Origin of the sequence: Serratia sp. Ag1 (assembly GCF_000743355.1) — a bacterium.
Lineage (GTDB): Bacteria > Pseudomonadota > Gammaproteobacteria > Enterobacterales > Enterobacteriaceae > Chania.
The window spans coordinates 1-21,088 of the sequence record NZ_JQEI01000021.1 but is presented as its reverse complement, the minus strand read 5'-3'; the positions used below and the strand labels follow the sequence as shown (position 1 = coordinate 21,088).

The 21,088-nt window shown below is 51.0% G+C and carries 23 protein-coding genes; 13 read left to right on the top strand and 10 right to left on the bottom strand.

Features of this window, described 5'->3' with window-relative positions; translation table 11 throughout:
• The 3 genes from rfaC to IV04_RS12610 are packed head-to-tail and all read left to right on the top strand — an operon-like array spanning position 1 to position 3,111.
• A complete protein-coding gene (gene rfaC, locus IV04_RS12620) occupies positions 1-984 on the top strand; it encodes a lipopolysaccharide heptosyltransferase RfaC (protein WP_037400209.1) in 984 nt (327 codons plus the stop codon).
• 1 nt (position 985) lies between these two features.
• Complete coding sequence (locus IV04_RS12615; protein ID WP_037400206.1) at positions 986-1,909, top strand: glycosyltransferase family 2 protein; 924 nt, start codon at positions 986-988, stop codon at positions 1,907-1,909.
• The gene (locus IV04_RS12610) at positions 1,897-3,111 is read left to right on the top strand and encodes an O-antigen ligase (RefSeq protein ID WP_037400203.1); all 1,215 of its coding nucleotides are present in this window, start codon (positions 1,897-1,899) and stop codon (positions 3,109-3,111) included. The genes IV04_RS12615 and IV04_RS12610 overlap by 13 nt, the downstream gene beginning before the upstream one ends.
• Positions 3,112-3,149: 38 nt before the next feature.
• Here the strand turns inward: IV04_RS12610 and waaB are convergent, their stop codons facing one another.
• Genes waaB through IV04_RS12595 form a run of 3 tightly spaced genes read right to left on the bottom strand, consistent with a single transcriptional unit; the run spans position 3,150 to position 6,360 of the window.
• A complete protein-coding gene (waaB, locus tag IV04_RS12605) occupies positions 3,150-4,232 on the bottom strand; it encodes a lipopolysaccharide 1,6-galactosyltransferase (protein WP_037400202.1) in 1,083 nt (360 codons plus the stop codon).
• A 9-nt stretch (positions 4,233-4,241) separates the two neighbouring features.
• On the bottom strand, positions 4,242-5,393 hold the full coding sequence (locus IV04_RS12600) for a glycosyltransferase family 9 protein (protein ID WP_037440879.1): 1,152 nt from the start codon (positions 5,391-5,393) through the stop codon (positions 4,242-4,244).
• Between the two features lie 4 nt (positions 5,394-5,397).
• Positions 5,398-6,360: a polysaccharide deacetylase family protein gene (locus IV04_RS12595; RefSeq protein WP_037400196.1), complete on the bottom strand. Its 963-nt coding sequence runs from the start codon at positions 6,358-6,360 to the stop codon at positions 5,398-5,400.
• 210 nt (positions 6,361-6,570) lie between these two features.
• Here IV04_RS12595 and rfaQ point away from each other — a divergent pair, with 210 nt between their 5' ends.
• From rfaQ to IV04_RS12580, 3 genes are read left to right on the top strand one after another with little or no spacing between them, the layout of a single operon-like run.
• Positions 6,571-7,653: a putative lipopolysaccharide heptosyltransferase III gene (gene rfaQ, locus IV04_RS12590; RefSeq protein ID WP_037400193.1), complete on the top strand. Its 1,083-nt coding sequence runs from the start codon at positions 6,571-6,573 to the stop codon at positions 7,651-7,653.
• Positions 7,650-8,777, top strand: a complete 1,128-nt coding sequence (locus IV04_RS12585; RefSeq protein WP_037400190.1) for a glycosyltransferase family 4 protein — start codon at positions 7,650-7,652, stop codon at positions 8,775-8,777. The genes rfaQ and IV04_RS12585 overlap by 4 nt, the downstream gene beginning before the upstream one ends.
• Positions 8,778-8,779: 2 nt before the next feature.
• Positions 8,780-9,877 carry a glycosyltransferase gene (locus tag IV04_RS12580; RefSeq protein ID WP_037400187.1) on the top strand — a complete coding sequence of 366 codons (1,098 nt, stop codon included), beginning with the start codon at positions 8,780-8,782 and terminating at the stop codon, positions 9,875-9,877.
• A 33-nt stretch (positions 9,878-9,910) separates the two neighbouring features.
• Here the strand turns inward: IV04_RS12580 and IV04_RS12575 are convergent, their stop codons facing one another.
• On the bottom strand, positions 9,911-10,927 hold the full coding sequence (locus tag IV04_RS12575; RefSeq protein WP_037400185.1) for a glycosyltransferase family 9 protein: 1,017 nt from the start codon (positions 10,925-10,927) through the stop codon (positions 9,911-9,913).
• 123 nt (positions 10,928-11,050) lie between these two features.
• Between IV04_RS12575 and waaA the strand changes: the two genes are divergently transcribed.
• Genes waaA through coaD form a run of 3 tightly spaced genes read left to right on the top strand, consistent with a single transcriptional unit; the run spans position 11,051 to position 13,590 of the window.
• Positions 11,051-12,328: a lipid IV(A) 3-deoxy-D-manno-octulosonic acid transferase gene (gene waaA / locus IV04_RS12570; protein ID WP_037400182.1), complete on the top strand. Its 1,278-nt coding sequence runs from the start codon at positions 11,051-11,053 to the stop codon at positions 12,326-12,328.
• Positions 12,328-13,101: a glycosyltransferase family 2 protein gene (locus IV04_RS12565; protein ID WP_037400179.1), complete on the top strand. Its 774-nt coding sequence runs from the start codon at positions 12,328-12,330 to the stop codon at positions 13,099-13,101. The genes waaA and IV04_RS12565 overlap by 1 nt, the downstream gene beginning before the upstream one ends.
• A 3-nt stretch (positions 13,102-13,104) precedes the next feature.
• On the top strand, positions 13,105-13,590 hold the full coding sequence (gene coaD, locus IV04_RS12560) for a pantetheine-phosphate adenylyltransferase (RefSeq protein ID WP_037400176.1): 486 nt from the start codon (positions 13,105-13,107) through the stop codon (positions 13,588-13,590).
• On the opposite strand, the gene mutM is transcribed toward coaD, so the two are convergent.
• The 4 genes from mutM to radC form a co-directional block, all read right to left on the bottom strand.
• Positions 13,591-14,400: a bifunctional DNA-formamidopyrimidine glycosylase/DNA-(apurinic or apyrimidinic site) lyase gene (gene mutM / locus IV04_RS12555; RefSeq protein WP_037400173.1), complete on the bottom strand. Its 810-nt coding sequence runs from the start codon at positions 14,398-14,400 to the stop codon at positions 13,591-13,593.
• A gap of 79 nt (positions 14,401-14,479) precedes the next feature.
• Positions 14,480-14,647, bottom strand: coding sequence for a 50S ribosomal protein L33 (rpmG, locus tag IV04_RS12550; RefSeq protein WP_002208990.1), 168 nt, complete (start codon positions 14,645-14,647; stop codon positions 14,480-14,482).
• 16 nt (positions 14,648-14,663) lie between these two features.
• Positions 14,664-14,900: a 50S ribosomal protein L28 gene (gene rpmB / locus IV04_RS12545; RefSeq protein WP_004931195.1), complete on the bottom strand. Its 237-nt coding sequence runs from the start codon at positions 14,898-14,900 to the stop codon at positions 14,664-14,666.
• 265 nt (positions 14,901-15,165) lie between these two features.
• A complete protein-coding gene (radC, locus tag IV04_RS12540) occupies positions 15,166-15,849 on the bottom strand; it encodes a DNA repair protein RadC (protein ID WP_037400170.1) in 684 nt (227 codons plus the stop codon).
• 181 nt (positions 15,850-16,030) lie between these two features.
• On the opposite strand from radC, the gene coaBC reads away from it, so the two are divergent.
• From coaBC to slmA, 3 genes are all read left to right on the top strand, one after another.
• The gene (coaBC, locus tag IV04_RS12535; RefSeq protein WP_037400283.1) at positions 16,031-17,248 is read left to right on the top strand and encodes a bifunctional phosphopantothenoylcysteine decarboxylase/phosphopantothenate--cysteine ligase CoaBC; all 1,218 of its coding nucleotides are present in this window, start codon (positions 16,031-16,033) and stop codon (positions 17,246-17,248) included.
• Complete coding sequence (gene dut, locus IV04_RS12530) at positions 17,226-17,684, top strand: dUTP diphosphatase (protein WP_037400167.1); 459 nt, start codon at positions 17,226-17,228, stop codon at positions 17,682-17,684. The genes coaBC and dut overlap by 23 nt, the downstream gene beginning before the upstream one ends.
• Before the next feature lie 258 nt (positions 17,685-17,942).
• Positions 17,943-18,539, top strand: a complete 597-nt coding sequence (slmA, locus tag IV04_RS12525) for a nucleoid occlusion factor SlmA (protein ID WP_037400165.1) — start codon at positions 17,943-17,945, stop codon at positions 18,537-18,539.
• Between the two features lie 60 nt (positions 18,540-18,599).
• Here the strand turns inward: slmA and pyrE are convergent, their stop codons facing one another.
• Both pyrE and rph read right to left on the bottom strand, forming a co-directional pair.
• On the bottom strand, positions 18,600-19,241 hold the full coding sequence (gene pyrE / locus IV04_RS12520) for an orotate phosphoribosyltransferase (RefSeq protein ID WP_037400164.1): 642 nt from the start codon (positions 19,239-19,241) through the stop codon (positions 18,600-18,602).
• Positions 19,242-19,334: 93 nt separating this feature from the next.
• Entirely contained in the window at positions 19,335-20,051 is a 717-nt protein-coding gene (rph, locus tag IV04_RS12515; protein WP_037400162.1) for a ribonuclease PH, read from the bottom strand.
• A 125-nt stretch (positions 20,052-20,176) separates the two neighbouring features.
• Here rph and IV04_RS12510 point away from each other — a divergent pair, with 125 nt between their 5' ends.
• Positions 20,177-21,040 (top strand): YicC/YloC family endoribonuclease, encoded by an 864-nt coding sequence (locus tag IV04_RS12510; protein ID WP_037400159.1) that lies wholly within the window; start codon positions 20,177-20,179, stop codon positions 21,038-21,040.
• The last annotated feature ends 48 nt before the right edge of the window (positions 21,041-21,088 follow it).

Here is a 21,088-nt window from a genome sequence, read left to right as displayed (position 1 = left end):
ATGCAGGTTCTGCTCGTCAAAACTTCATCCATGGGGGATGTGCTCCATACGCTGCCTGCCTTGACCGATGCGATGCATGCCATCCCCGGCATTCGTTTTGATTGGGTAGTGGAAGAGGGGTTCAGCCAGATCCCTACCTGGCACCCGGCGGTGGACCGCGTTATTCCGGTGGCCATTCGCCGCTGGCGCAAAAACTGGTTTGGCCCCGAAACCCGCCAACAGCGCTGCGATTTCAAACGTCAGATGCAAGAGCGCAGTTATGACATCGTGATCGATGCGCAGGGGTTGATGAAAAGCGCCGCCCTGGTGACTCGGATTGCCCGCGGCAGCAAGCACGGCCCGGACTGTAAAAGCGCACGCGAACCATTTGCCAGTTGGTTTTACAATCATCGTCATGAAATTAATAAGCAGCAGCACGCGGTGGAGCGCATCCGTGAACTGTTCGCCAAAAGCCTGGGTTATGAAAAACCGCAGAGCATCGGTGATTACGCCATTGCCGCCCGTTTTCTCAACCAGCCACCTGCGGATGCCGGACAATATCTGGTCTTCCTGCATGCCACCACGCGCGACGAGAAACACTGGCCAGAAGCAAACTGGCACGAATTGATTGGATTAGTCGCTGCTACCGGGTTACAGATCAAACTGCCATGGGGAGCCACGCATGAGTATCAGCGCGCTTTACGCTTGGCGGAAGGGTTTGCACATGTCGAAGTATTGCCGAAACTCAGCTTGCAACAGGTAGCAGAAGTGCTGGCCGGAGCAAAAGCCGTGGTGTCGGTGGATACCGGGCTCAGCCATCTGACCGCCGCGCTGGATCGCCCAAATATTACGCTGTTTGGCCCCACCGATCCGGGGTTGATTGGGGGGTATGGGCAGAATCAATGTGCCTGCCGCCCGGAAGCGGGGAATAATATGGCTGATATTAGCGCGCAGCAGGTAATGGGGTTGTTAGCACCAATCTTGGTTCACAAGGATACGCGTTAATATGCCCACACAGAATATTTTGCTCAGTATTGTTATTGCTGCACACAATAGCGGCAACTACCTGCGTGACACGCTGCAGAGCCTGCTTGATGCGCTAGGTGAAAGCATTGCGAAATGCGAGATCATCTTAGTTAATGATGCTTCAACGGATAATACCGGGGAATTGCTCACCGACTTCGCCCAAGCGTTTCCTCAAGCACGTTATTTCAGCGTAAAATTCAAAAATATCGGTAAAGTGCGCAATTTTGCCGTTGCAAACTGTCAGGGTGAATACGTCACCATGCTCGACAGTGATGACCAGCTAAAAAGCGGTTCCCTGCATGAAATAAGTACTTTTCTCGACCACAAGAAGCCCGACCTATTGTTGACCAAACTGCATGAGGTGCATGACCTTACTAAAGCAGACAAAAACTGGAACGGTTTACAAACAGAAGCTCTGGCCCAGGATGATGCGATCACACGTTTCCTGCTCCATAAAGATTTTCAGGCACATTTGATCGGGCAATTTATCAAACGCTCGCTGTTACAAGCTAACCCGATCCCTGACTTTACCTGTTACGAAGATTTCTATGTGTTCCCAGAAATTCTCACACAATCTCAACATATTATTTTCTCGCGCGAGAGCCATTATCTGTATATCAAACGGAGCTCCAGCCTATCGAACTCACCATCAGCAGAAAAGATCCATAATCTGTTTTTATGTACCGAAAAAATGGATACGCTTTTTGGTTCCAAGTTCCATGATTTGGTCCTATGTCATTGGTTAGACATTGAACTAAAACAGAAAAAATGGATTAAACAAGGCGTACTATTGGATACTTTGAGTAAAAAAGTACGTGAAACTCGTTGTCTTGGTTTTTTTATCAATCCAACGATAAGATTCAGCTATAAGAAAAAAGCGGCAAAGTTATTATGGAAAAGATAGGGCAAAGGTTGTACTTCATCAGTTTTGTACTGGCTATTTTATCTGTTGTTTTTACTTTGATTATTACGGCCCGTCAGCGTGAGCTTTTCTATTTCTCATTCTACGCTGCTATGTTTGGCATTTTCATCGAAAGAAAAAATATCCGCTTGCCAAGGATGGATATTTCTTATGCTATCATTATGATAGGGCTGATTAAAATTATCTGGACGCTGGTACTGTATCGTCATACTCAAGGGTATGGTTATGGAGTTACGCAGTTGGAGGCGGGTAAAAAGTTGGTGATCGGTGGGATATTGATTTTTTACATAACCCAATTCTCACACTACTTAACCACTTTCAACTATCGCCAGTACTTACTTGCTGCATTTACTTTAGCTTTTGTACTATCGACAGGTTACGGCCTCTATCAGATTTATCACGGTATTGAGCGTATCGATCTCAGCACCAACCGCGCTACTATCGCGGCTTATATTTACTCAACACTATCAATTTTACTTATCTACCTGCTGGTCAAGTTAAAACACAGCACAGGCTACCGCATTGCAACAGCGGCGATCATTATTATTTCATTCCTGATCATAGTGATGACAGGAACTCGCGCCGCTATACTCTCACATCTGCTACTGATCCTGCTGATGATGCTGTTTCATTTCCGCAAAATCCATCTTAAGCCGCTACTGCTCGTCATGGCATTAGTGAGTTTGGCTGGCGTAGCCTCCTACGATAAATATATTAAGCCCAAGATAAAACAAACCAGTACCGAAATCATGTTGTACCAGAAAGGCGACGACTACTCCTCGCTAGGCTCTCGTTTCTCATTATGGTATGTCGGACTGGAAATATTCTCGCAGCATCCTTTCGGCAATACCGTGGAGGCGCGCCACACACAAACCGCTGAGATCATCATCGATGACCCAAAAAATCAAACGGCTCTGGTCTATATCAACTCACATCTGCATGACGAACTGCTCGAAGCCGCCTCATTGCAAGGTATTGCTGGCCTACTGACGGTGTTGTTTTTCTATGGATACATCATTACTAAATCGTTGGTTCAGAGAAATACCCCGTTACTGATGATTGGCGCCTGTATGATCGTCTATGGCTTAACTGACGTCTTGTTAATTAGCGCAGAATCATTACTATTCTATATGACGTGTATCGCCCTGTTTGCAAGAAATAACCCAGTGATGGTGGACTCATAATAATGTAGCCCGGCCTAAACTCTAGGTCGGGCTACATACTACTTACCGTGGTAATTTATCAAAATACTGTCAAGAGCCTGTTTAAAATTCGAGTAATAACGCTCGTCATAAAACTTGGCAATAGAGCGCTTGATCTGCGTTTGATCAATCATAATTTCCCCATCAACCAATCCCTGCAAGATCTCCGTCAACTTAGCCAGTTGATTGACAGGATATAAATGGCCATTAGTGCCATCAATAACATCTGCCGGGCCGGTTGGGCAATCCGAACTCACGCAATATACACCGCGAGCCATGGCCTCCAACAAAGTCATCGGTAGCCCTTCAAATGCAGATGTCAGTACCAATGCCTTGAGATCGCCAATCTGCGCCTCAACATAAGTCCAAGGCTGTGCTTGCCAGCCATGCCAAAAAATTCGGTCAGAGAGCCCCAACTGTTCGGCGTATTGTTGACATTGGTGCACATCTCCACCATTCCCTACCACATGCAACCGCCAATCCCCTTGCAAGGTTACCAGCGAATCCAGTAGGTCTTTCAACCGCTTTTGCCCTTCAAAAATAACACGCCCAATATAGATGAAATTAGCAGGTGAAACGCTAACCGGGATAGTATCCTCCGTTTCTTCTACCGGATTAAAAATAGTGTAGATATATCTCTCTTTTACCCCAAGCTTCTGGACCTGTTGATTAATACCGTGGCTAATCACTAAGTGAGCATCTGCCTTCAAGATATAGACGTATTTGTAGAGATCATATAATGAAAAATGCAGCCAAGAAGCGATAGGATATCTACCCATGCACAGCTTTCTGGCAATATTGGCGATGTAACAGGAAAGGGTATCCAAAACAATAATCACATCCGGCTTATTCTTACGCAAAAAACCGGACAGAGCGAAGGCAAAATGCAACCGCCTGAGCTTAGTATTACGCAGAGTTGAAGAAACTACTTGAGTGCTAAGCCCCTTAAACCAATGTTCATCTATTTCCCCCTTTTCATTGAAGAAGATAAAATCAACCTTGGAGTCTGGATTGTTTATTGTAATCAGTTCAACCAATCTCTTACAGACGGTTTCCATACCACCGTAACCACTTAACGCATATCCTGCAATCACAATATTCATTTCAATATTTCACTGTTCTATAGTGACATGGGGATTAGCGGCATTGCTCCCCCCAATTTGGGTCGCTGCTGAAATCACCCCTATGGTTACTAATGCAGAATACACCTGCGCAACAGGAATAATTGACAATGGCTGTTCAGGATACTCATCCAAGGTATCATCACTGCAACCAGAAAGATCGATCACGTGATGCAACTCTCTATCCTGATAAGGACCCGTAAACTTGGGGTTAACGGTAACAAACAGGCTGACGGTGGGCACTTTAAGTGCCACCGCCAAGTGCAGTGGCCCTGTGTCACCAGTGACCAGTACATCCAGAGAATCTATGACACTGAGCAACTGTGGCAATGACGTTTTGCCCACATAGTTGACCACTCTCTGCAATCGCTCATCATTCAGTTCTGCCAGCAGTGAATCAGCCAGATCGTGATCTGCCTGCGAACCAATGATCACAATGTCGCAATTATCCCCGTGCAGAGCCAACAACTCTTTAGCCAACTCTGTAAAATGGCTAACTGGCCAGCAACGCTCTCGAGTTGATGCCCCCATATTGAATCCGATCCGTACCCGCCCAACAGGTTTGGCTAACTTCTCAAACGAACAAGGGATTTCCATCTCTATCTTAGTGGTATCACCCCCAAGAAACTGCATTAAATTTAGCTTACGCTGGATCAGATGCCCACTGAAGTTTAATGAACAGCTTATCACCCAAGAATCTAATTCCTTAGGCAACGTCAGGTAATTATCTCTAAGAATATATTGGCAACCCGCTAAAGCCGCACTGAGAATATCGTAAGGCAGATGACCATGCAGAATGACAGCCAGTTCAGGCTTATGCTTGCGGAGCTTACGCACGGTTTGCATCATATCCCGGAATTTATTATTCCAGAAAATAACCTCATCAAAACACGCGTAGTCCTTCACCATGGCATAATTAACGGTGCCAGCAACCAGCGTAATATGCGCGTCTGGGTAACGTTGGCGTAAGGCACGCATCGTTGGGGTATTAAACATAAAATCCCCCAATGCCGTCGTAGAATACACAACGATACTTTTGAATGAGTAATCTACCTTCAACGATTCTTTTGGTTTTATCTTACCAAACAGCAAATTATAAACAGATAAAAACCAATGGGCGTACTTCATCTTTCTGATTTTCATGCTATTAACCCACTTTCATCTGCTTTTGATAATATTCAGCCAACGTCATCCCCACCGTTCTCTGTTGCAACCAGGCAAAAAGCTGCTCCAAATCGCGATACAAACCTTCAATATCCTGCTCGGTTTTAAACGTCGGGCTGCCACCGGGCATAAACTCGGAGGAGTGCAGCATAAACTCAACGTAATCATTGCCTTCGGCCAGCGAGCGTTGCACCACCTGTTGCATTTGCTCCACATTGCCCCCCGCTGGGCGCAGCCAATGCACCGACGGGGAGCGCTTTTTCCCCCGCAGGCGATCATAGCCCTGTTTTGCCGCATTCATCAGCGCCGAATGTTTATGCTGAATACTCATAGGCACTTCCAACAACGTCGAATGGCCGGGTTTGGCGATATCTTGCAGATCGATAAAATAAGCCCGCGACGGGAAGCGGCAATAATCGGTACCGCCTTTGCCCTGCGGATGGCCCGGAGAATATTGCCAGTTGACGCGCGGCGTAACGGAACAATCCACCTGATAGCCATATTCCAACAACAGTGAGGCGTAAAATTCATTAAACGCCCAACGCCCGGCACGGTGGCTGAGCATTTTAGTCTGGAAAGCATCCTCCAGCAGCTTGGTCATATGATCAACCTTGGCGCGGATCTGCTCAGCAGGGTATTCAATCAGATAGGGCTTATGCCGCCAGTCATCATCGGTGAGCGGCACCAACGGCGGGCTGTTCCAGGCATGCAGGTGCATCCCGACTTCCCCGGTTCCACGAGCAATCACATCACGGGCAAATTCGACGTATTCCGCATCCATCGCCATTTCATAGTTAGTGAGATAAACCGGCTTGAAAGCATATTTTTCGCACAACGCCTGAAAGCGCGGCAGAAAACGCGTGTTCTCGGTCGAAATTCGATCGTGGTTTTGCCACAGATTATCGCCTTCGGTATCAATAGTGATAAGAAACGCCGGTTTAGTCATAAATATCGAGCCTGATATCAACGGAATACATTATGTTACGCAGCCTGTTTACCAAGGGCAAACAACTTTACTGCCTCGCTTGGACAACTTTGCACCGCGTTTATACCCAGAACCGATTATTTTTACGTGGCCGGTAAGAAAATTGAGCAATAGTAGCCACATGCAACCGGGTCATTTAGAATCAGTGACTGGTTTCTCTAAAAGCGACTGATGATGAACGATGCGCCAGCCCTAACACCTGCCACACCAGTGCAGCGGATTTTGCTTATAAAACTCCGCCATCATGGCGATATGTTGCTCACTACACCGGTCATCAATACCCTGCGCCAAAACTACCCTGATGCGCAGATTGACGTCCTGCTCTACCAAGAAACACAGGACATGCTGGCCAGCAACCCGGCGCTGTCGCAGATATTTGTCATCGATCGCCAATGGAAAAAACAGGGCATCAAAGCGCATCTCGGTCACGAGTTGAAACTGGTCCGTCAGTTAAAAGCACAGCATTACGATCTGGTGATTAATCTCGCCGATCAATGGCGCAGCGCACTGCTCACCAAGCTGACCGGTGCGCGTATCCGTTTGGGTTTTGATTTCCCCAAGCGCCGTGGTTTTTTATGGCGCCATTGCCATACACAACTGGTCTCAGTGGCCGATCATGCCCACCAGCATACCGTTGAGCAAAACCTGTCCCTGCTGCAACCGCTCGGTTTACCCAGCGTCAGCCAGCAGGTGACCATGAGCTATAGCCCGCAGGATTGGCAAACCAGCCAGCAGCTTTTGCAACAAAAGGGCATCACCGGTAGCTATATCGTGGTACAACCCACTTCGCGCTGGTTCTTCAAATGCTGGAGTGAAGAAAAGATGGCTGCAACCATCAGCGCACTACAGGCCGATGGGCACCAACTGGTGATCACTTCAGGGCCGGATGCCAAAGAGCAGCAAATGGTGACCCGGATCCTGGAGCAATGCCCACCACATAAGGTAGTTTCTTTGGCTGGGCAGTTGACTCTGCGTCAACTCGCGGCGCTTATCGATCACGCAACGTTATTTATCGGTGTGGATTCCGTGCCGATGCACATGGCCGCTGCGCTGCAAACCCCTTGCATTGCGCTGTTTGGGCCGTCCAAGCTGGTATTCTGGCGCCCTTGGCAGGCGACCGGCCAGGTTATCTGGGCCGGAGACTACGGCACGCTACCCGATCCCGATGCCATCAATACCGGCACCGACGAGCGTTATCTCGACCTTATTCCTACAGACGTGGTGATCGCAGCCGCGCGGAGCACGCTTGCATGAAAGCATTTCGTTTGGCGATTGTCCGCCAAAAATACCGCCCGGACGGCGGGGCTGAGCGTTTCGTTTCCCGAGCATTGGAAGCGCTGGAGCAGCAAGATTTGGATCTGAACGTCATCACCCGCGAATGGCAGGGTGATGCTAATCCAAATTGGCATATCCACCTGTGTAACCCGCTGAAATTCGGGCGTATCAGCCGCGAACGCGGTTTTGCCGAAGCGGCCAGAGCACTGTGGCAGAAAGAAAATTTCGATTTGGTGCAAAGCCATGAGCGCATTCCCGGTTGCGATATTTACCGTGCCGGTGATGGTGTACACCGCCGCTGGCTGTTACAGCGCGCACGCCTGTTGCCTGAGTGGCGGCGCAAATGGCTGTTCTCTAACCGTTATCACCGTTACGTGATGTGTGCCGAACGCGCCATGTATGCCGCACCTGAACTGCAAGCCGTGATCTGCAACGCAGAGATGATCAAGCAGGAGATTATCGCTGATTTCGGAGTGCCTGCTGACAAAGTCACGGTGATTTACAATGCCATCGATAATCAAACGTTCTTGCCCGCCAGTGAACAACAGCGGCAACAGTTACGTGCGCAATACCAAATTCCCCAGCAGGCGCATTGCCTGATCTTTGTCGGTTCAGGTTTTGAGCGTAAAGGGTTGGCGGCAGCTATCCGCGCGATCGCTCCAACCAACAGCTACCTGTTGGTGGTCGGCAAAGATAAAGCCGAAAAGCGCTACCGGGCGCTGGCACAATCGTTGGGCTGTAGCGATCGGGTGCGCTTTATGGGCGTACAAAAGCACACCTTACCGTTCTATCAGGCTGCGGATGCCCTGCTGCTCCCAACGCTGTACGATCCCTTCCCTAACGTGATTCTGGAAGCGATGTCTTGCGGCTTACCGGTGATCACCAGCACCACCTGCGGCGGCGCTGAATTTATTACGCCGGGGAACAACGGTTTTGTCGCCGATGCGCTGGATGTCAACGCCCTTACCGACGCCATCGACGCCTTGCCGCAGCAGGCGTTGGGTTCAAGCATGGGAGAGGCTGCCAGGTTGCGCATCATGCCCGCCACGCCAGCCCACCTCTCACAACAACTGATCGCTCTTTATAACCGCTTGTTGGACTGACTATGCGTATCCTGATGATTATCGACGGTTTACCTGGCGGTGGTGCAGAAAAAGTCGTGCTGACACTGAGCCAAGGCATGCAGCAAATGGGGCATGACGTCAGCCTGATTTCACTGCGCGACGTATGTAACTACCCGATTCCCACAGGCATTAATTATCAGGTCGTGGCAGACGGCTGCCGCAAACCTTGGCGTAAGCTGACCGAGATAACACGCCGTGCCAAAATGCTGGACCAGGCGATTAACGCCAACGAACAGCAAAATGGCCGTTTCGACCTGGTGTTCTCAAACCTGCATAAAACCGATCGGATCGTCAGCCGCAGTAGAGTGCTTGCTTCTGAGCGGCTGTGGTTCTGTATCCACGGTATTCTATCAACCTCTTATCTGGGGCATCGCACCGGCTTTGATCGCTGGTTGAAACGGCGTAAGGTTGCCCGCGTTTATCAAGGGCAGAATATTGTTGCTGTCTCGCAGGCGGTGGGGAATGACCTCCGGCAAAACCTGTCGATTCACCCCAAACAGCTTGCCGTGATTAACAACCCGTTCGATATTGATGCGATCGAACAACAGGCAGCAGAGCCCTGCGAGTTGGCAGGTCAAGACTATCTGATCCACGTAGGGCGTTTCCATCCGCACAAACGCCATGATCGTCTATTGAAAGCCTATGCACTCTCCGGTATCCAGGCTCCGTTGGTTTTAGTCGGGACAGGCGATGAACAGGATACCAACGCGATTAAAAAATTGGCCGCTGAGCTGAATATTGCCGCTCGCGTGCTGTTACTCGGTTTTCAGGCTAATCCTTATCCTTTCATTAAGCATGCAGCGCTGCTGGTACTGAGTTCAGATAGCGAGGGGTTCGGCAACGTACTGGTTGAAGCATTGTTGTGCAATACTCCGGTAGTCAGCACCCGCTGCCCGGGTGGGCCGGAAGAGATTCTGGAAAATGCCGGGATGAGCAATGCCTTGGCGGAGTTAAATGAGAAATCACTGGCAGAGAAAATGGCAGAGGTTTATGCCCAGCCACCGGAAATTAATCGCCAGCAGTTATTGAACTATGGTTTACAACCTATTTGCCAACAATATTTAGCCTTAAAGAATTAGTCAGAATGGCAGGAGGCTTCCTGCCATTCTCGCTTATTTCATCGCTTCAATACTGCGCCACACGTCTTCGATCGGAATATCACCACAATTCCCAGACTCTGCCTGTAATATCTGATATTTCCCTGACCATGGATGCCATTCTTCCTGACTGGTTTCACCGAAAAACACCACTTGGTCTTTATCCAACGCCGCAGCCAGATGCATCTGGCCACCATCGCTGCATATGACCAGATCGCAAAGATCAAACGCGGCTAACAGCTCACGCACTGAGGCCGTGGGGTAGAGCGCAACCCGGCCATTCTGGCACTGTTCCAACAGCAGTTCCGCCCTTTTCTGATCGCCGATATCATCTGGCGCCAAGGTCCCTTGCGGCGACCAAAAAATCAGTACCGCAGTGTGTGGATCAGCAGTCAAACGGCGGATAATCTCGGCATAGTGCTCCAAAGGCCAACTGCTCTTTTCTCTGCGATTACTGAAATGCACCGCACAGATACGCGAGCCCCCTTCTGGTAGCAGAGTCTTTAAACGTTGGGTGGCTGCTTGGCGTTCATCCTCACTGAGGTAAATACGCACGGGTGGGATTGGGATATTTTTATCGGTAATCGCAGAAAGATAACTGAAAGTATATTCGACTTGATGCTTGCCCCGAAAATCCTCTTTACGAAAAGCCCGGGTAATTTCAGGCTTGCCCAAATCCGCGCCAATAATATGTTTCACCCCTGCCATTTTCGCCAGCCGCAGGCTATATTTACAAGGAACCGGGTTAGCCAGAATCGCCGCATCAAACTTTATTCTACGCAGCTGCAGAAATATCATTAAACGCTCAAAGTAGATCCCCAGCGTTGTTTCACCCTTAGCCTTATGTTTTGCTTTCTTATAAACAAATACCTTTTCGACATTCGGGTTATTTTTCACCACATCCTGATTGACACTATTGATTAACAGATAAACCTTGGCGTCGGGATAAGCAATTTTCACCCCTTCAATCAGCGGTGTTGTACAAACGAGATCGCCAATGTTGTCGCGGCGAATAATTAAAATATTCTTCATTGCAAGCCTTTCGACGAAACTCTCGCCAGTTATCCCAACCTTCGCCCCAGGTTACCAAGCTAGCGCCTTTCCCTTGCGGTTATGATACTATTCTGCGTAACCCATATAAATGAAATTGATAGAATGCTGCTCCGTTTATATCAGGTACTACTCTACCTTATCCAACCCCTGATCTGGCTTCGCTTACTGTTGCGCAGCCGCAAGGCTCCAGCCTACCGTAAACGCTGGGCAGAACGCTACGGCTTCTGCGCCGGGAAAGTGGTGCCGGGTGGTATTATGCTGCATTCCGTTTCTGTCGGCGAGACGCTGGCCGCTATCCCATTGGTACGTGCGCTACGCCACCGCTACCCTCATTTACCGATAACTGTGACCACCATGACGCCAACGGGTTCCGAACGCGTGCAATCCGCTTTTGGTAATGACGTGCATCATGTTTATTTACCCTACGATTTACCCGGTTCCATGCGCCGTTTTCTCGAACAGGTGAATCCGAAGCTGGTTATCATTATGGAAACCGAACTCTGGCCAAATCTGATTAATGCGCTGCATCAGCGCCAAATCCCGCTGGTGATTGCCAATGCCCGCCTTTCCGCCCGCTCAGCCGCCGGTTATAAGAAAATCAGCGGTTTCATCCGCCATATTCTGCAACGCATAACCCTGATCGCCGCACAGAATGAGGAAGACGGTGAACGCTTTATCGAACTGGGCCTGAAACGTTCACAACTCACCGTGACCGGTAGCCTGAAATTCGATATTTCTGTTACGCCCGAATTGGCAGTGCGCGCGGTAACGCTACGCCGCCAGTGGGCACCGCGCCGCCCGGTGTGGATCGCCACCAGCACCCACGAAGGCGAAGAGAGCATTCTGCTGGAAGCACATCGCAAATTGCTGGAACAATATCCTGAACTGCTGCTGATTCTGGTGCCACGCCACCCAGAGCGCTTCCTCACCGCTAAAGAGCTGACGCAAAAAGCGGGGTTCAGCTATATCACACGCAGCAGTGGCGAAATCCCTTCCAGCATTACGCAGGTCGTGATTGGCGATACCATGGGTGAATTGATGCTGTTGTACGGCATTGCCGATCTGGCCTTTGTGGGGGGTAGCCTGGTGGCGCGCGGCGGGCATAACCCGCTCGAAGCTGCAGCGCACGCCATTCCAGTGCTGATGGGCCCGCATACTTTCAACTTCAAGGATATCTGTGCCAAGCTCTCACAGGCTGGCGGGTTGATTGCGGTCACCGATGTGGATTCTCTGGTGAAAGAAGTGGCAACACTGCTGGCAGATGAAGACTACCGCCGTTACCATGGCCGCCATGCCGTTGAAGTACTGTATCAGAATCAGGGAGCGCTGCAGCGCCTGCTGCAATTGCTGGAACCCTACTTGCCCCCCCGGAGCCACTGATGAACAGCCGCAAAAGCCTGTCGGTGGTGATGATTGCCAAAGACGAAGCCGAATTGTTGCCAGAGTGCCTGCAATCGGTGGCTTGGGCCGATGAAATCATCGTGCTGGACTCCGGTAGCCGGGATGGTTCTGTTGCTCTGGCCGAAAGCCTGGGTGCTAAAGTTTTCACTCATACTGACTGGCAAGGGTTCGGTAAGCAGCGGCAGAAAGCACAAAGCTATGCCACTCAAGATTACGTTCTGATGATCGATGCCGACGAGCGCGTTACGCCGGAACTGCGCCAATCCATAGAGCATGCACTGACTTTCGCAGACGACAACGTAGTTTACAGCCTTGGCCGCCGTAATCTGTTTTTGGGCCGCTTTATGCGCCACAGTGGTTGGTATCCTGACCGGGTTAACCGCCTCTATGCCAATCGGCGCTACCATTACAACGACGATCTGGTGCATGAGTCCCTCAACATCAACGGCGCAAAAGTGGTGCCACTAAAAGGCGATCTGCAACATCTGACTTGCAGAGATTTTTTTGCTTTCCAACGCAAGCAATTACATTACGCAGAACAGTGGGCCGCTCAACGCCATCAAGCCGGTAAAAGCTGCAGTTTTCTGTCTATTCTCACGCACACGCTGGGGGCTTTTTGCAAAACCTGGCTGCTACGTGCCGGTTTCCTTGACGGTAAACAGGGCTTGCTGTTAGCCGTGGTCAACGCGCAATATACGTTTAATAAATATGCCGCATTATGGGCGTTGAACCGTAATTACACCGAGAAGTGAATCATGAGCAGCAAAGCCATCTACCCAGGAACCTTCGATCCGATGACTAATGGCCATCTGGATTTGGTCACCCGCGCCTCATTGATGTTTGATCACGTGATTCTGGCGATTGCCGCCAGCCCGAGCAAAAAACCGCTGTTTACGCTCGAAGAGCGCGTCGCGCTGGCTACGCAGGTAACCTCACACCTGGATAATGTGGAAGTGCTTGGTTTCAGCGAGTTGATGGCTCACTTTGCCGCGCACCAGAACGCTAACATTCTAGTGCGCGGGCTGCGAGCGGTATCTGATTTCGAATACGAATTGCAGTTGGCGAATATGAATCGCCATCTGATGCCAACGCTTGAGAGCGTCTTCCTGATGCCGTCCGAAGAGTGGTCGTTTATCTCTTCTACGCTGGTGAAAGAAGTCGCACGCCATGGCGGCGACATCGCCCCCTTCCTGCCGGATGTCGTCACCCAGGCATTGCTGGAAAAACTCGCAGCCCAATAATCAGCGCTGGCAGCGGCGGCAGAAAAAGGTGCTGCGCTGCCCGTGTTTGGCACTTTCAATCAGGGTTCCGCATGCGCGGCAAGGTTCACCCGCCCGGCCATATACCTGTAATTCCTGCGCAAAATAGCCTGGTTTACCGTCCGATTGCAAAAAATCACGCAGCGTGGTGCCCCCCTGTTCGATCGAACGCAGCAAGACGGCCTTGATGGTTGCCACCAGTAGCTCCGCCTCCGCCTGACTCAGGGAATGTGCCGGACGATCGGGCAGGATCCCGGCAGTAAACAACGATTCACTGGCATAGATATTCCCCACCCCCACCACCAGCTTGTTGTCCATCAGCCAGGGTTTGATCAACGTGCGTTTATTACGGGATTGCTCATACAGGTAGTTACCGTCAAACGCCTCACTCAGCGGCTCTGGGCCAAGATGAGCCAAGACATTACTTGTTGCCAGATCTTCGCACCACAGCCAGGCACCGAAACGGCGCGGATCGGTATAACGCAGGATCATGCCGTTGCTCATTACCAGATCGACATGATCGTGCTTGCCTGCCTCGGTTTCCTCCGCCAACATGCGCAAGCTGCCAGACATCCCCAAATGCACGATAATCCAGCCATAATCCAGCTCGATTAACAAATACTTGGCACGACGCTGCACGCTGAGCACGGGCCGATCGCTCAACGTCAGGATCTGCTCGGAGACTGGCCAGCGCAGGCGAGCATTACGCACCACCGCGTACTGAATGTTGTGTCCAACAAGATAAGGTTCGATGCCACGGCGACTGGTTTCGACTTCTGGTAATTCAGGCATGTTGCGCTCCCTTTCAGATACCTCTATCCCATATAACAAAAAACCCGGCCTTGGCCGGGTTTTCATTAATCCACTAAAATTACTTGATTTTAGCTTCTTTGTAGAGCACGTGCTGACGGACAACTGGATCGAATTTCTTCAGTTCCAATTTTTCCGGCTTAGTACGCTTGTTCTTCGTGGTGGTATAGAAGTGACCAGTACCAGCAGAAGAAACCAGCTTGATCTTCTCGCGAACACCTTTAGCCATGATTCAGTTCCTTTCCTTAATACTTCTCACCACGGGCACGCAGATCGGCCAAAACCGTCTCAATGCCCTTCTTATCAATAACACGCATACCTTTAGCAGATACACGCAGAGTTACAAAGCGCTTCTCAGCCTCAACCCAAAAACGGTGTGAGTGCAGGTTAGGCAGAAAACGGCGTTTGGTCGCGTTCATTGCGTGGGAACGGTTGTTACCGCTCACCGGGCGCTTGCCAGTAACTTGGCAGACTCGGGACATTGTCTATTCTCCAAAAATCAAATCAGCTCGAGCTTCGTATAGGGTATGGCCGCCTCGTCAGGCTTTTAGAGCCCATCTCAGCAAACTTCATACTGAGGAGACTCTCGTCATCAGGTCAGAAACTACACATCAGGCCAGAAACCTGCTGAGATAGGCTCTTAACGCCAAACCCAAGATTCTCAAAGGTGGCGTAGTATACGCTCTGAAGCGTAAGTGCTCAAGTCCCGAACAGCTAAAGATCCCTCAAGGATCGCGAAAAAATGGCTTAAAGCCACCCGCGCTCGGCAAAAGAGACACATTCACCCCGGCCTATCACTAAATGATCGAGCACTCGGATCTCTAATAACCGGCAGGCATTCACCACTTGCTCGGTTATCAAACGGTCGGCGTGGCTGGGCTCAGCCTTACCCGAAGGATGATTATGCGCCAGAATGATGGCGGCTGCATTAGCCTTCAACGCTTCACGCACAATTTCTCTTGGGTGTACGACGACGCTGCTGATGGTACCAGCAAACATCTCCTGATGGCGAATAACCCGGTGTTGATTGTCCAAAAACAACACTAAAAACACTTCACGTTCATGGTGAACCAGCAAACTGTGCAAATAATGCTGGGTCACTTTTGGGTTCAGTAACGCGTTCTCTAAAAGATGCGGGCCAGAAAACAGCCGCAAAGCCAATTCCGAAATGGCCTGCAGTTGGGCATAGGTGGCATTTCCTAACCCTTTCTGACTGGAGAATTGCGCATAATCTGCCGCAATCAGATGATAGAGCGAGCCAAAATGAGCCAGTAGCTGTTCAGCCCGTTGTAAAACGTGAATGCCAGGCAGGCCAGTGCGCAGAAAGATCGCCAACAACTCCACATCTGATAGCGCCGCTGCGCCGTCACGCATCAATTTTTCTCTTGGAGCCAGCTCTCCCGGCCATAACGACATATCCTGACTGCTCATCGCCACCTCCCTGCAATCCGCCGAGCATGCCACGAGGCATTCTGGAGCGCGACAGGTGATTGATAACATTGCGAAGTATTACGCAAACCTGAATGTAACTGGCTGCATACACAGCAGAATCGCTCACCTCGTCAACGGTTATGCTAAAATGCGGCATCTTTCGGTTTTCAATCGGACCATCATGATGACGGGACTTTCAGGCAAACATATTGTGCTTGGCATCAGCGGCGGCATTGCTGCTTATAAATGCCCAGAGCTGGTGCGCCGCCTGCGCGACAGGGGCGCTGAGGTAAGGGTTGTCATGACCACTGCAGCAAAAGCTTTCATCACCCCGCTCACGCTGCAGGCTGTTTCCGGCTATCCGGTTTCTGACGATCTGCTGGATCCCGCGGCAGAAGCCGGTATGGGGCATATTGAACTGGCTAAATGGGCCGATCTGGTCATTCTGGCACCCGCCACCGCCGATCTGCTGGCCCGTGTTGCTGCCGGTATGGCTAACGATCTGCTGACCACGGTTTGCTTGGCAACCGCTGCACCGATCGCTGCAGCACCAGCAATGAACCAACAGATGTACCGTGCCGCCGCCACGCAGGCTAATCTGCATCTGCTACAGGCGCGCGGTATGTTGCTGTGGGGGCCGGACAGCGGCAACCAGGCCTGCGGTGACGTCGGGCCAGGCCGTATGTTGGATCCGCTGGAGATCGTTGAACTGGCCAACGCTCACTTTTCTGCGCCACAGGATCTGAAGCATTTAAAACTGATGATCACCGCTGGCCCTACGCGGGAAGCGTTGGATCCCGTGCGTTTTATCAGCAATCACAGTTCCGGCAAGATGGGTTTTGCTATTGCCCGGGCAGCAGCGGCTCGCGGGGCGCAAGTCACGTTGGTTGCCGGGCCGGTTAATCTGCCAACGCCGAGCGGCGTAACACGCATCGATGTTATCAGTGCCTTAGAGATGCAGCAGGCAGTGCAACAGCATGCCGCACAGCAGAATATTTTTATCGCCTGTGCCGCCGTAGCTGATTACCGCCCAGAACAGATTGCCAATGAAAAAATCAAAAAACAGGGTGATGAAATCATCCTCAAGATGATAAAAAACCCCGATATTGTCGCCAGCGTGGCCGCAATGAACAAAAATCGCCCATTTGTTGTCGGGTTTGCTGCCGAAACCCAGAATGTGGAAGAATACGCACGACAAAAACTGGCACGGAAGAAACTGGATTTAATCTGCGCCAATGATGTATCGCTCGCAGAGCACGGTTTCAACAGTGATACCAATGCCCTGCATCTTTTTTGGCAGGATGGAGAAAAGCGCCTTCCGCACAGCGACAAGGCACTCCTTGGCCAACGTTTACTAAACGAGATAGTCAGCCGTTATGATGAAAAAAATCGACGTTAAGATCCTCGACCCACGTATCGGTCAGGATTTCCCTTTACCGACCTACGCCACCCCTGGTTCTGCTGGTCTTGATCTCCGCGCCTGCCTGGACAGTGCCGTTGAACTGGCTCCGGGTGAGACCACCTTGCTGCCTACCGGCCTGGCCATTCATATTGCCGATACCAGTCTGGCAGCAGTCATTCTGCCCCGTTCCGGTCTGGGCCATAAGCACGGCGTGGTGCTGGGTAACCTGGTTGGGTTGATCGATTCTGACTATCAAGGCCAGTTGATGGTGTCCGTGTGGAACCGTGGCCAGAAATCCTTCACCATCGAACCGGGTGAACGCATCGCACAAATGGTGTTTGTGCCGGTTGTCCAGGCTGAATTCAATCTGGTCACCGAATTCGACAACAGTGAACGCGGGGACGGTGGTTTTGGCCACTCTGGCCGTCACTAAATCCTGTGCGTAATATTATGGTCGGCATGCCACGTCAGAGAGAGGGATATCTTTATGATCAGGCTTGTCCGGCCATCAAGATGGCGTACCTACTCGCCTAAAGAATAATGGTTGAAAAGACCATTGACCCAAACACCATAACAACGATGACACAAGTCGCCCGCAGTTTGCTCTGCCACGGTCGGTGTTTGGGTTCTAGAGAATCTATACCCATATGGATTCAGGGTATAAATCGTTTTAGCAAAGGTCTAACCAAACATGGCAGAAAAAGAAAATACGAAAAGGAACCGGCGTGAGGAAATACTGCAGGCGCTAGCCCAAATGCTGGAATCCAGCGACGGCAGCCAGCGCATTACCACTGCAAAGCTCGCCGCAAACGTTGGTGTCTCTGAGGCTGCCCTCTACCGGCATTTCCCCAGCAAGACGCGGATGTTTGACAGCCTGATCGAGTTTATTGAAGACAGCCTGATATCACGCATCAATCTGATCCTGCAGGATGAGAAAGAGACATTTAACCGTCTGCGCCTGATTCTATTGCTGATACTCGGGTTTGCCGAGCGCAACCCTGGCCTGACACGCATCATGACCGGGCACGCACTGATGTTTGAACAGGATCGCCTGCAGGGCAGAATTAACCAGTTGTTTGAGCGCATTGAAGCACAGCTGCGCCAGGTACTGAAAGAGCGAAAATTGCGTGAAGGCAAAGGTTTTAGCGTAGATGAAACACTGCTGGCCAGCCAGCTATTGGCCTTTTGTGAAGGAATGCTGTCGCGTTATATCCGTTCTGAATTCCGCTATCGCCCTACACAAGATTTCGATGCACGTTGGCCGTTGCTAGCGGCACAACTGCAATAATCGCTGCCGTGGCAACATGAAAGATTATGCTGACGCCGGGTTTATGCCCGGCGTTATATTTTAAACGCCATATTGCTCGCGATACGCACGCACCGCCGCTAAGTGCGCAGCCATTTCCGGTTTCTCTTCCAGATACGCAATCAGGTCCTTCAGAGTAATAATGGAGATCACTGTGCAGTGATAATCGCGCTCCACTTCCTGAATCGCAGACACATCAGCCCGGCCACGCTCCTGACGATCAAGAGAAATCAATACGCCCGCCAAACTGGCGTTATGGGCGTTAATCACTTCCATTGATTCACGGATTGCCGTACCAGCCGTGATCACATCATCCACCAGCATCACACGCCCTTGCAACGGGCTCCCTACTAGCAGACCACCTTCTCCATGATCTTTGGCCTCTTTGCGGTTGAAGCAATACGGCACGTCGCGATCATGATGCTCCGCCAGCGCTACCGCTGTGGTCGTGGCAATCGGGATCCCCTTATAAGCCGGGCCGAACAGCAGATCGAAATCAATGCCTGAATCCACCAACGCTTCGGCATAGAAACGCCCTAACAGCGCCAGGTCACGCCCGGTGTTAAACAAGCCAGCATTGAAGAAATACGGGCTGACGCGGCCCGACTTCAGGGTAAACTCGCCGAACTTCAATACCTGTTTGTTAAGCGCAAACTCGATAAACTGGCGCTGATAGGCTTTCATTACTGCATCTCCTCGTCTGGTCTGTTACGTCTGTTCTACTGCCGCCCGATCGCCGGGCATAAAAAAGGCGACTTCTCCGTCGCCTTTAAAAAATCAATCTGCCAGCGCCGCTTTCTGCGCTTGGAAAATGGTTTCGATGCCCCCTCGGGCCAGTGCCAGCAACGCCAGCAACTCATCATGGCTGAACGGCTCACCCTCGGCGGTGCCCTGCACCTCGATCATGCGACCATCCTCCATCATTACCACGTTCATATCCGTTTCTGCGGCGGAATCTTCAACATATTCCAGATCGCACAACGCTTCACCGTTAACGATACCTACTGAAACCGCCGCCACCAACCCTTTCATCGGGTTGGCTTTTAGTTTGCCAGTAGCCACCAGTGCGTTAAGTGCATCAGCCAGCGCCACGCAAGCGCCAGTGATAGAGGCTGTACGAGTTCCACCATCAGCCTGCAACACGTCACAGTCTAGAGTAATCGTGAACTCACCCAGTTTTTTCAGATCTACCGCCGCCCGCAACGAGCGAGCAATCAGGCGCTGAATTTCCAACGTGCGGCCACCCTGCTTACCTTTAGCGGCTTCGCGGGCATTGCGACTATGGGTCGAGCGCGGCAACATTCCGTATTCTGCGGTGATCCAACCTTGCCCCTGGCCTTTCAGGAAGCGCGGAACGCCCTCTTCAACCGTAGCAGTGCACAAAACCTTGGTATCGCCAAACTCAACCAACACTGAACCTTCAGCGTGTTTCGTGTAGTGACGGGTCAATGTCAGGGGGCGAACTTGTTGTGGTGCTCTGCCTGCAGGACGCATGGGCTCTCTCCGGCTTCTAATCAACGATGGCTGCGCATTATACGGGCTTCGTGACGTTATGCCTATCTTGACCGCAGGTGCAACGCTATAATCGTTTCATCTTTTCCTATTACGGGTACGCATCAATGATCCGCAGCATGACCGCCTACGCCCGGCGTGAAATCAAGGGTGAATGGGGCAGCGCAGCTTGGGAGCTGCGTTCCGTTAACCAGCGTTACTTAGAAACCTACATCCGCCTGCCAGAGCAGTTCCGCAGCCTTGAGCCGGTGATCCGCGAGCGTATCCGTAACCGCCTGACGCGCGGCAAAGTGGAATGCAACCTGCGTTTTGAACTCGATCCCAGTGCACAAAGTTCACTGATCCTGAATGAAAAACTGGCTAAACAACTGGTTGAAGCTGCTAACTGGGTCAAAATGCAAAGCGACGAAGGGGAAATCAACCCTATCGATGTACTGCGTTGGCCGGGCGTGATGTCCGCTCAGGAACAGGATCTGGATACCATCAGTGCGCAATTAATGGAGGCGCTGGAAGGCGCGTTGGACGACTTTATCGCCGCACGTGAAAGCGAAGGCACAGCGCTGAAAGCACTGATCGAACAACGCCTTGAGGGTGTTAGTGCAGAAGTGGCTAAAGTGCGTGCACAGATGCCAAACGTCCTGCAATGGCAACGTGAGCGCTTGCTCAGCAAGTTGGAAGAAGCACAGGTTCAGTTGGAAAACACCCGCCTGGAACAAGAGTTGGTACTGATGGCGCAACGCATCGACGTCGCCGAAGAGCTGGATCGCCTGGAAGCGCATGTAAAAGAAACGCATAACATCCTGAAAAAGAAGGAGGCTGTTGGCCGCCGCCTCGATTTTATGATGCAGGAGTTCAATCGTGAATCGAACACGCTGGCCTCAAAATCCATTAACGCCGATATCACCACTTCTGCCATTGAGCTGAAAGTGCTGATTGAACAGATGCGTGAGCAAATTCAGAATATCGAGTAAGTATTCAGGAAGAATCAAGAAGCCGCAAAAAATAAATATCCTCCGGCA

What these genes read in the sequence shown, in the direction of transcription:
- rpmB (WP_004931195.1), bottom strand. Translation starts at nt 14,900, where the DNA reads ATGTCCCGAGTCTGCCAAGTTACTGGCAAGCGCCCGGTGAGCGGTAAC.
- IV04_RS12580 (WP_037400187.1), top strand. Translation starts at nt 8,780, where the DNA reads ATGCGTATCCTGATGATTATCGACGGTTTACCTGGCGGTGGTGCAGAA.
- rph (WP_037400162.1), bottom strand. Translation starts at nt 20,051, where the DNA reads ATGCGTCCTGCAGGCAGAGCACCACAACAAGTTCGCCCCCTGACATTG.
- IV04_RS12610 (WP_037400203.1), top strand. Translation starts at nt 1,897, where the DNA reads ATGGAAAAGATAGGGCAAAGGTTGTACTTCATCAGTTTTGTACTGGCT.
- IV04_RS12600 (WP_037440879.1), bottom strand. Translation starts at nt 5,393, where the DNA reads ATGAAAATCAGAAAGATGAAGTACGCCCATTGGTTTTTATCTGTTTAT.
- IV04_RS12615 (WP_037400206.1), top strand. Translation starts at nt 986, where the DNA reads ATGCCCACACAGAATATTTTGCTCAGTATTGTTATTGCTGCACACAAT.
- rfaC (WP_037400209.1), top strand. Translation starts at nt 1, where the DNA reads ATGCAGGTTCTGCTCGTCAAAACTTCATCCATGGGGGATGTGCTCCAT.
- radC (WP_037400170.1), bottom strand. Translation starts at nt 15,849, where the DNA reads ATGAGCAGTCAGGATATGTCGTTATGGCCGGGAGAGCTGGCTCCAAGA.
- IV04_RS12510 (WP_037400159.1), top strand. Translation starts at nt 20,177, where the DNA reads ATGATCCGCAGCATGACCGCCTACGCCCGGCGTGAAATCAAGGGTGAA.
- IV04_RS12565 (WP_037400179.1), top strand. Translation starts at nt 12,328, where the DNA reads ATGAACAGCCGCAAAAGCCTGTCGGTGGTGATGATTGCCAAAGACGAA.
- pyrE (WP_037400164.1), bottom strand. Translation starts at nt 19,241, where the DNA reads ATGAAAGCCTATCAGCGCCAGTTTATCGAGTTTGCGCTTAACAAACAG.
- waaB (WP_037400202.1), bottom strand. Translation starts at nt 4,232, where the DNA reads ATGAATATTGTGATTGCAGGATATGCGTTAAGTGGTTACGGTGGTATG.
- dut (WP_037400167.1), top strand. Translation starts at nt 17,226, where the DNA reads ATGATGAAAAAAATCGACGTTAAGATCCTCGACCCACGTATCGGTCAG.
- slmA (WP_037400165.1), top strand. Translation starts at nt 17,943, where the DNA reads ATGGCAGAAAAAGAAAATACGAAAAGGAACCGGCGTGAGGAAATACTG.
- rpmG (WP_002208990.1), bottom strand. Translation starts at nt 14,647, where the DNA reads ATGGCTAAAGGTGTTCGCGAGAAGATCAAGCTGGTTTCTTCTGCTGGT.
- coaBC (WP_037400283.1), top strand. Translation starts at nt 16,031, where the DNA reads ATGATGACGGGACTTTCAGGCAAACATATTGTGCTTGGCATCAGCGGC.
- IV04_RS12595 (WP_037400196.1), bottom strand. Translation starts at nt 6,360, where the DNA reads ATGACTAAACCGGCGTTTCTTATCACTATTGATACCGAAGGCGATAAT.
- waaA (WP_037400182.1), top strand. Translation starts at nt 11,051, where the DNA reads ATGCTGCTCCGTTTATATCAGGTACTACTCTACCTTATCCAACCCCTG.
- IV04_RS12575 (WP_037400185.1), bottom strand. Translation starts at nt 10,927, where the DNA reads ATGAAGAATATTTTAATTATTCGCCGCGACAACATTGGCGATCTCGTT.
- rfaQ (WP_037400193.1), top strand. Translation starts at nt 6,571, where the DNA reads ATGATGAACGATGCGCCAGCCCTAACACCTGCCACACCAGTGCAGCGG.
- mutM (WP_037400173.1), bottom strand. Translation starts at nt 14,400, where the DNA reads ATGCCTGAATTACCAGAAGTCGAAACCAGTCGCCGTGGCATCGAACCT.
- coaD (WP_037400176.1), top strand. Translation starts at nt 13,105, where the DNA reads ATGAGCAGCAAAGCCATCTACCCAGGAACCTTCGATCCGATGACTAAT.
- IV04_RS12585 (WP_037400190.1), top strand. Translation starts at nt 7,650, where the DNA reads ATGAAAGCATTTCGTTTGGCGATTGTCCGCCAAAAATACCGCCCGGAC.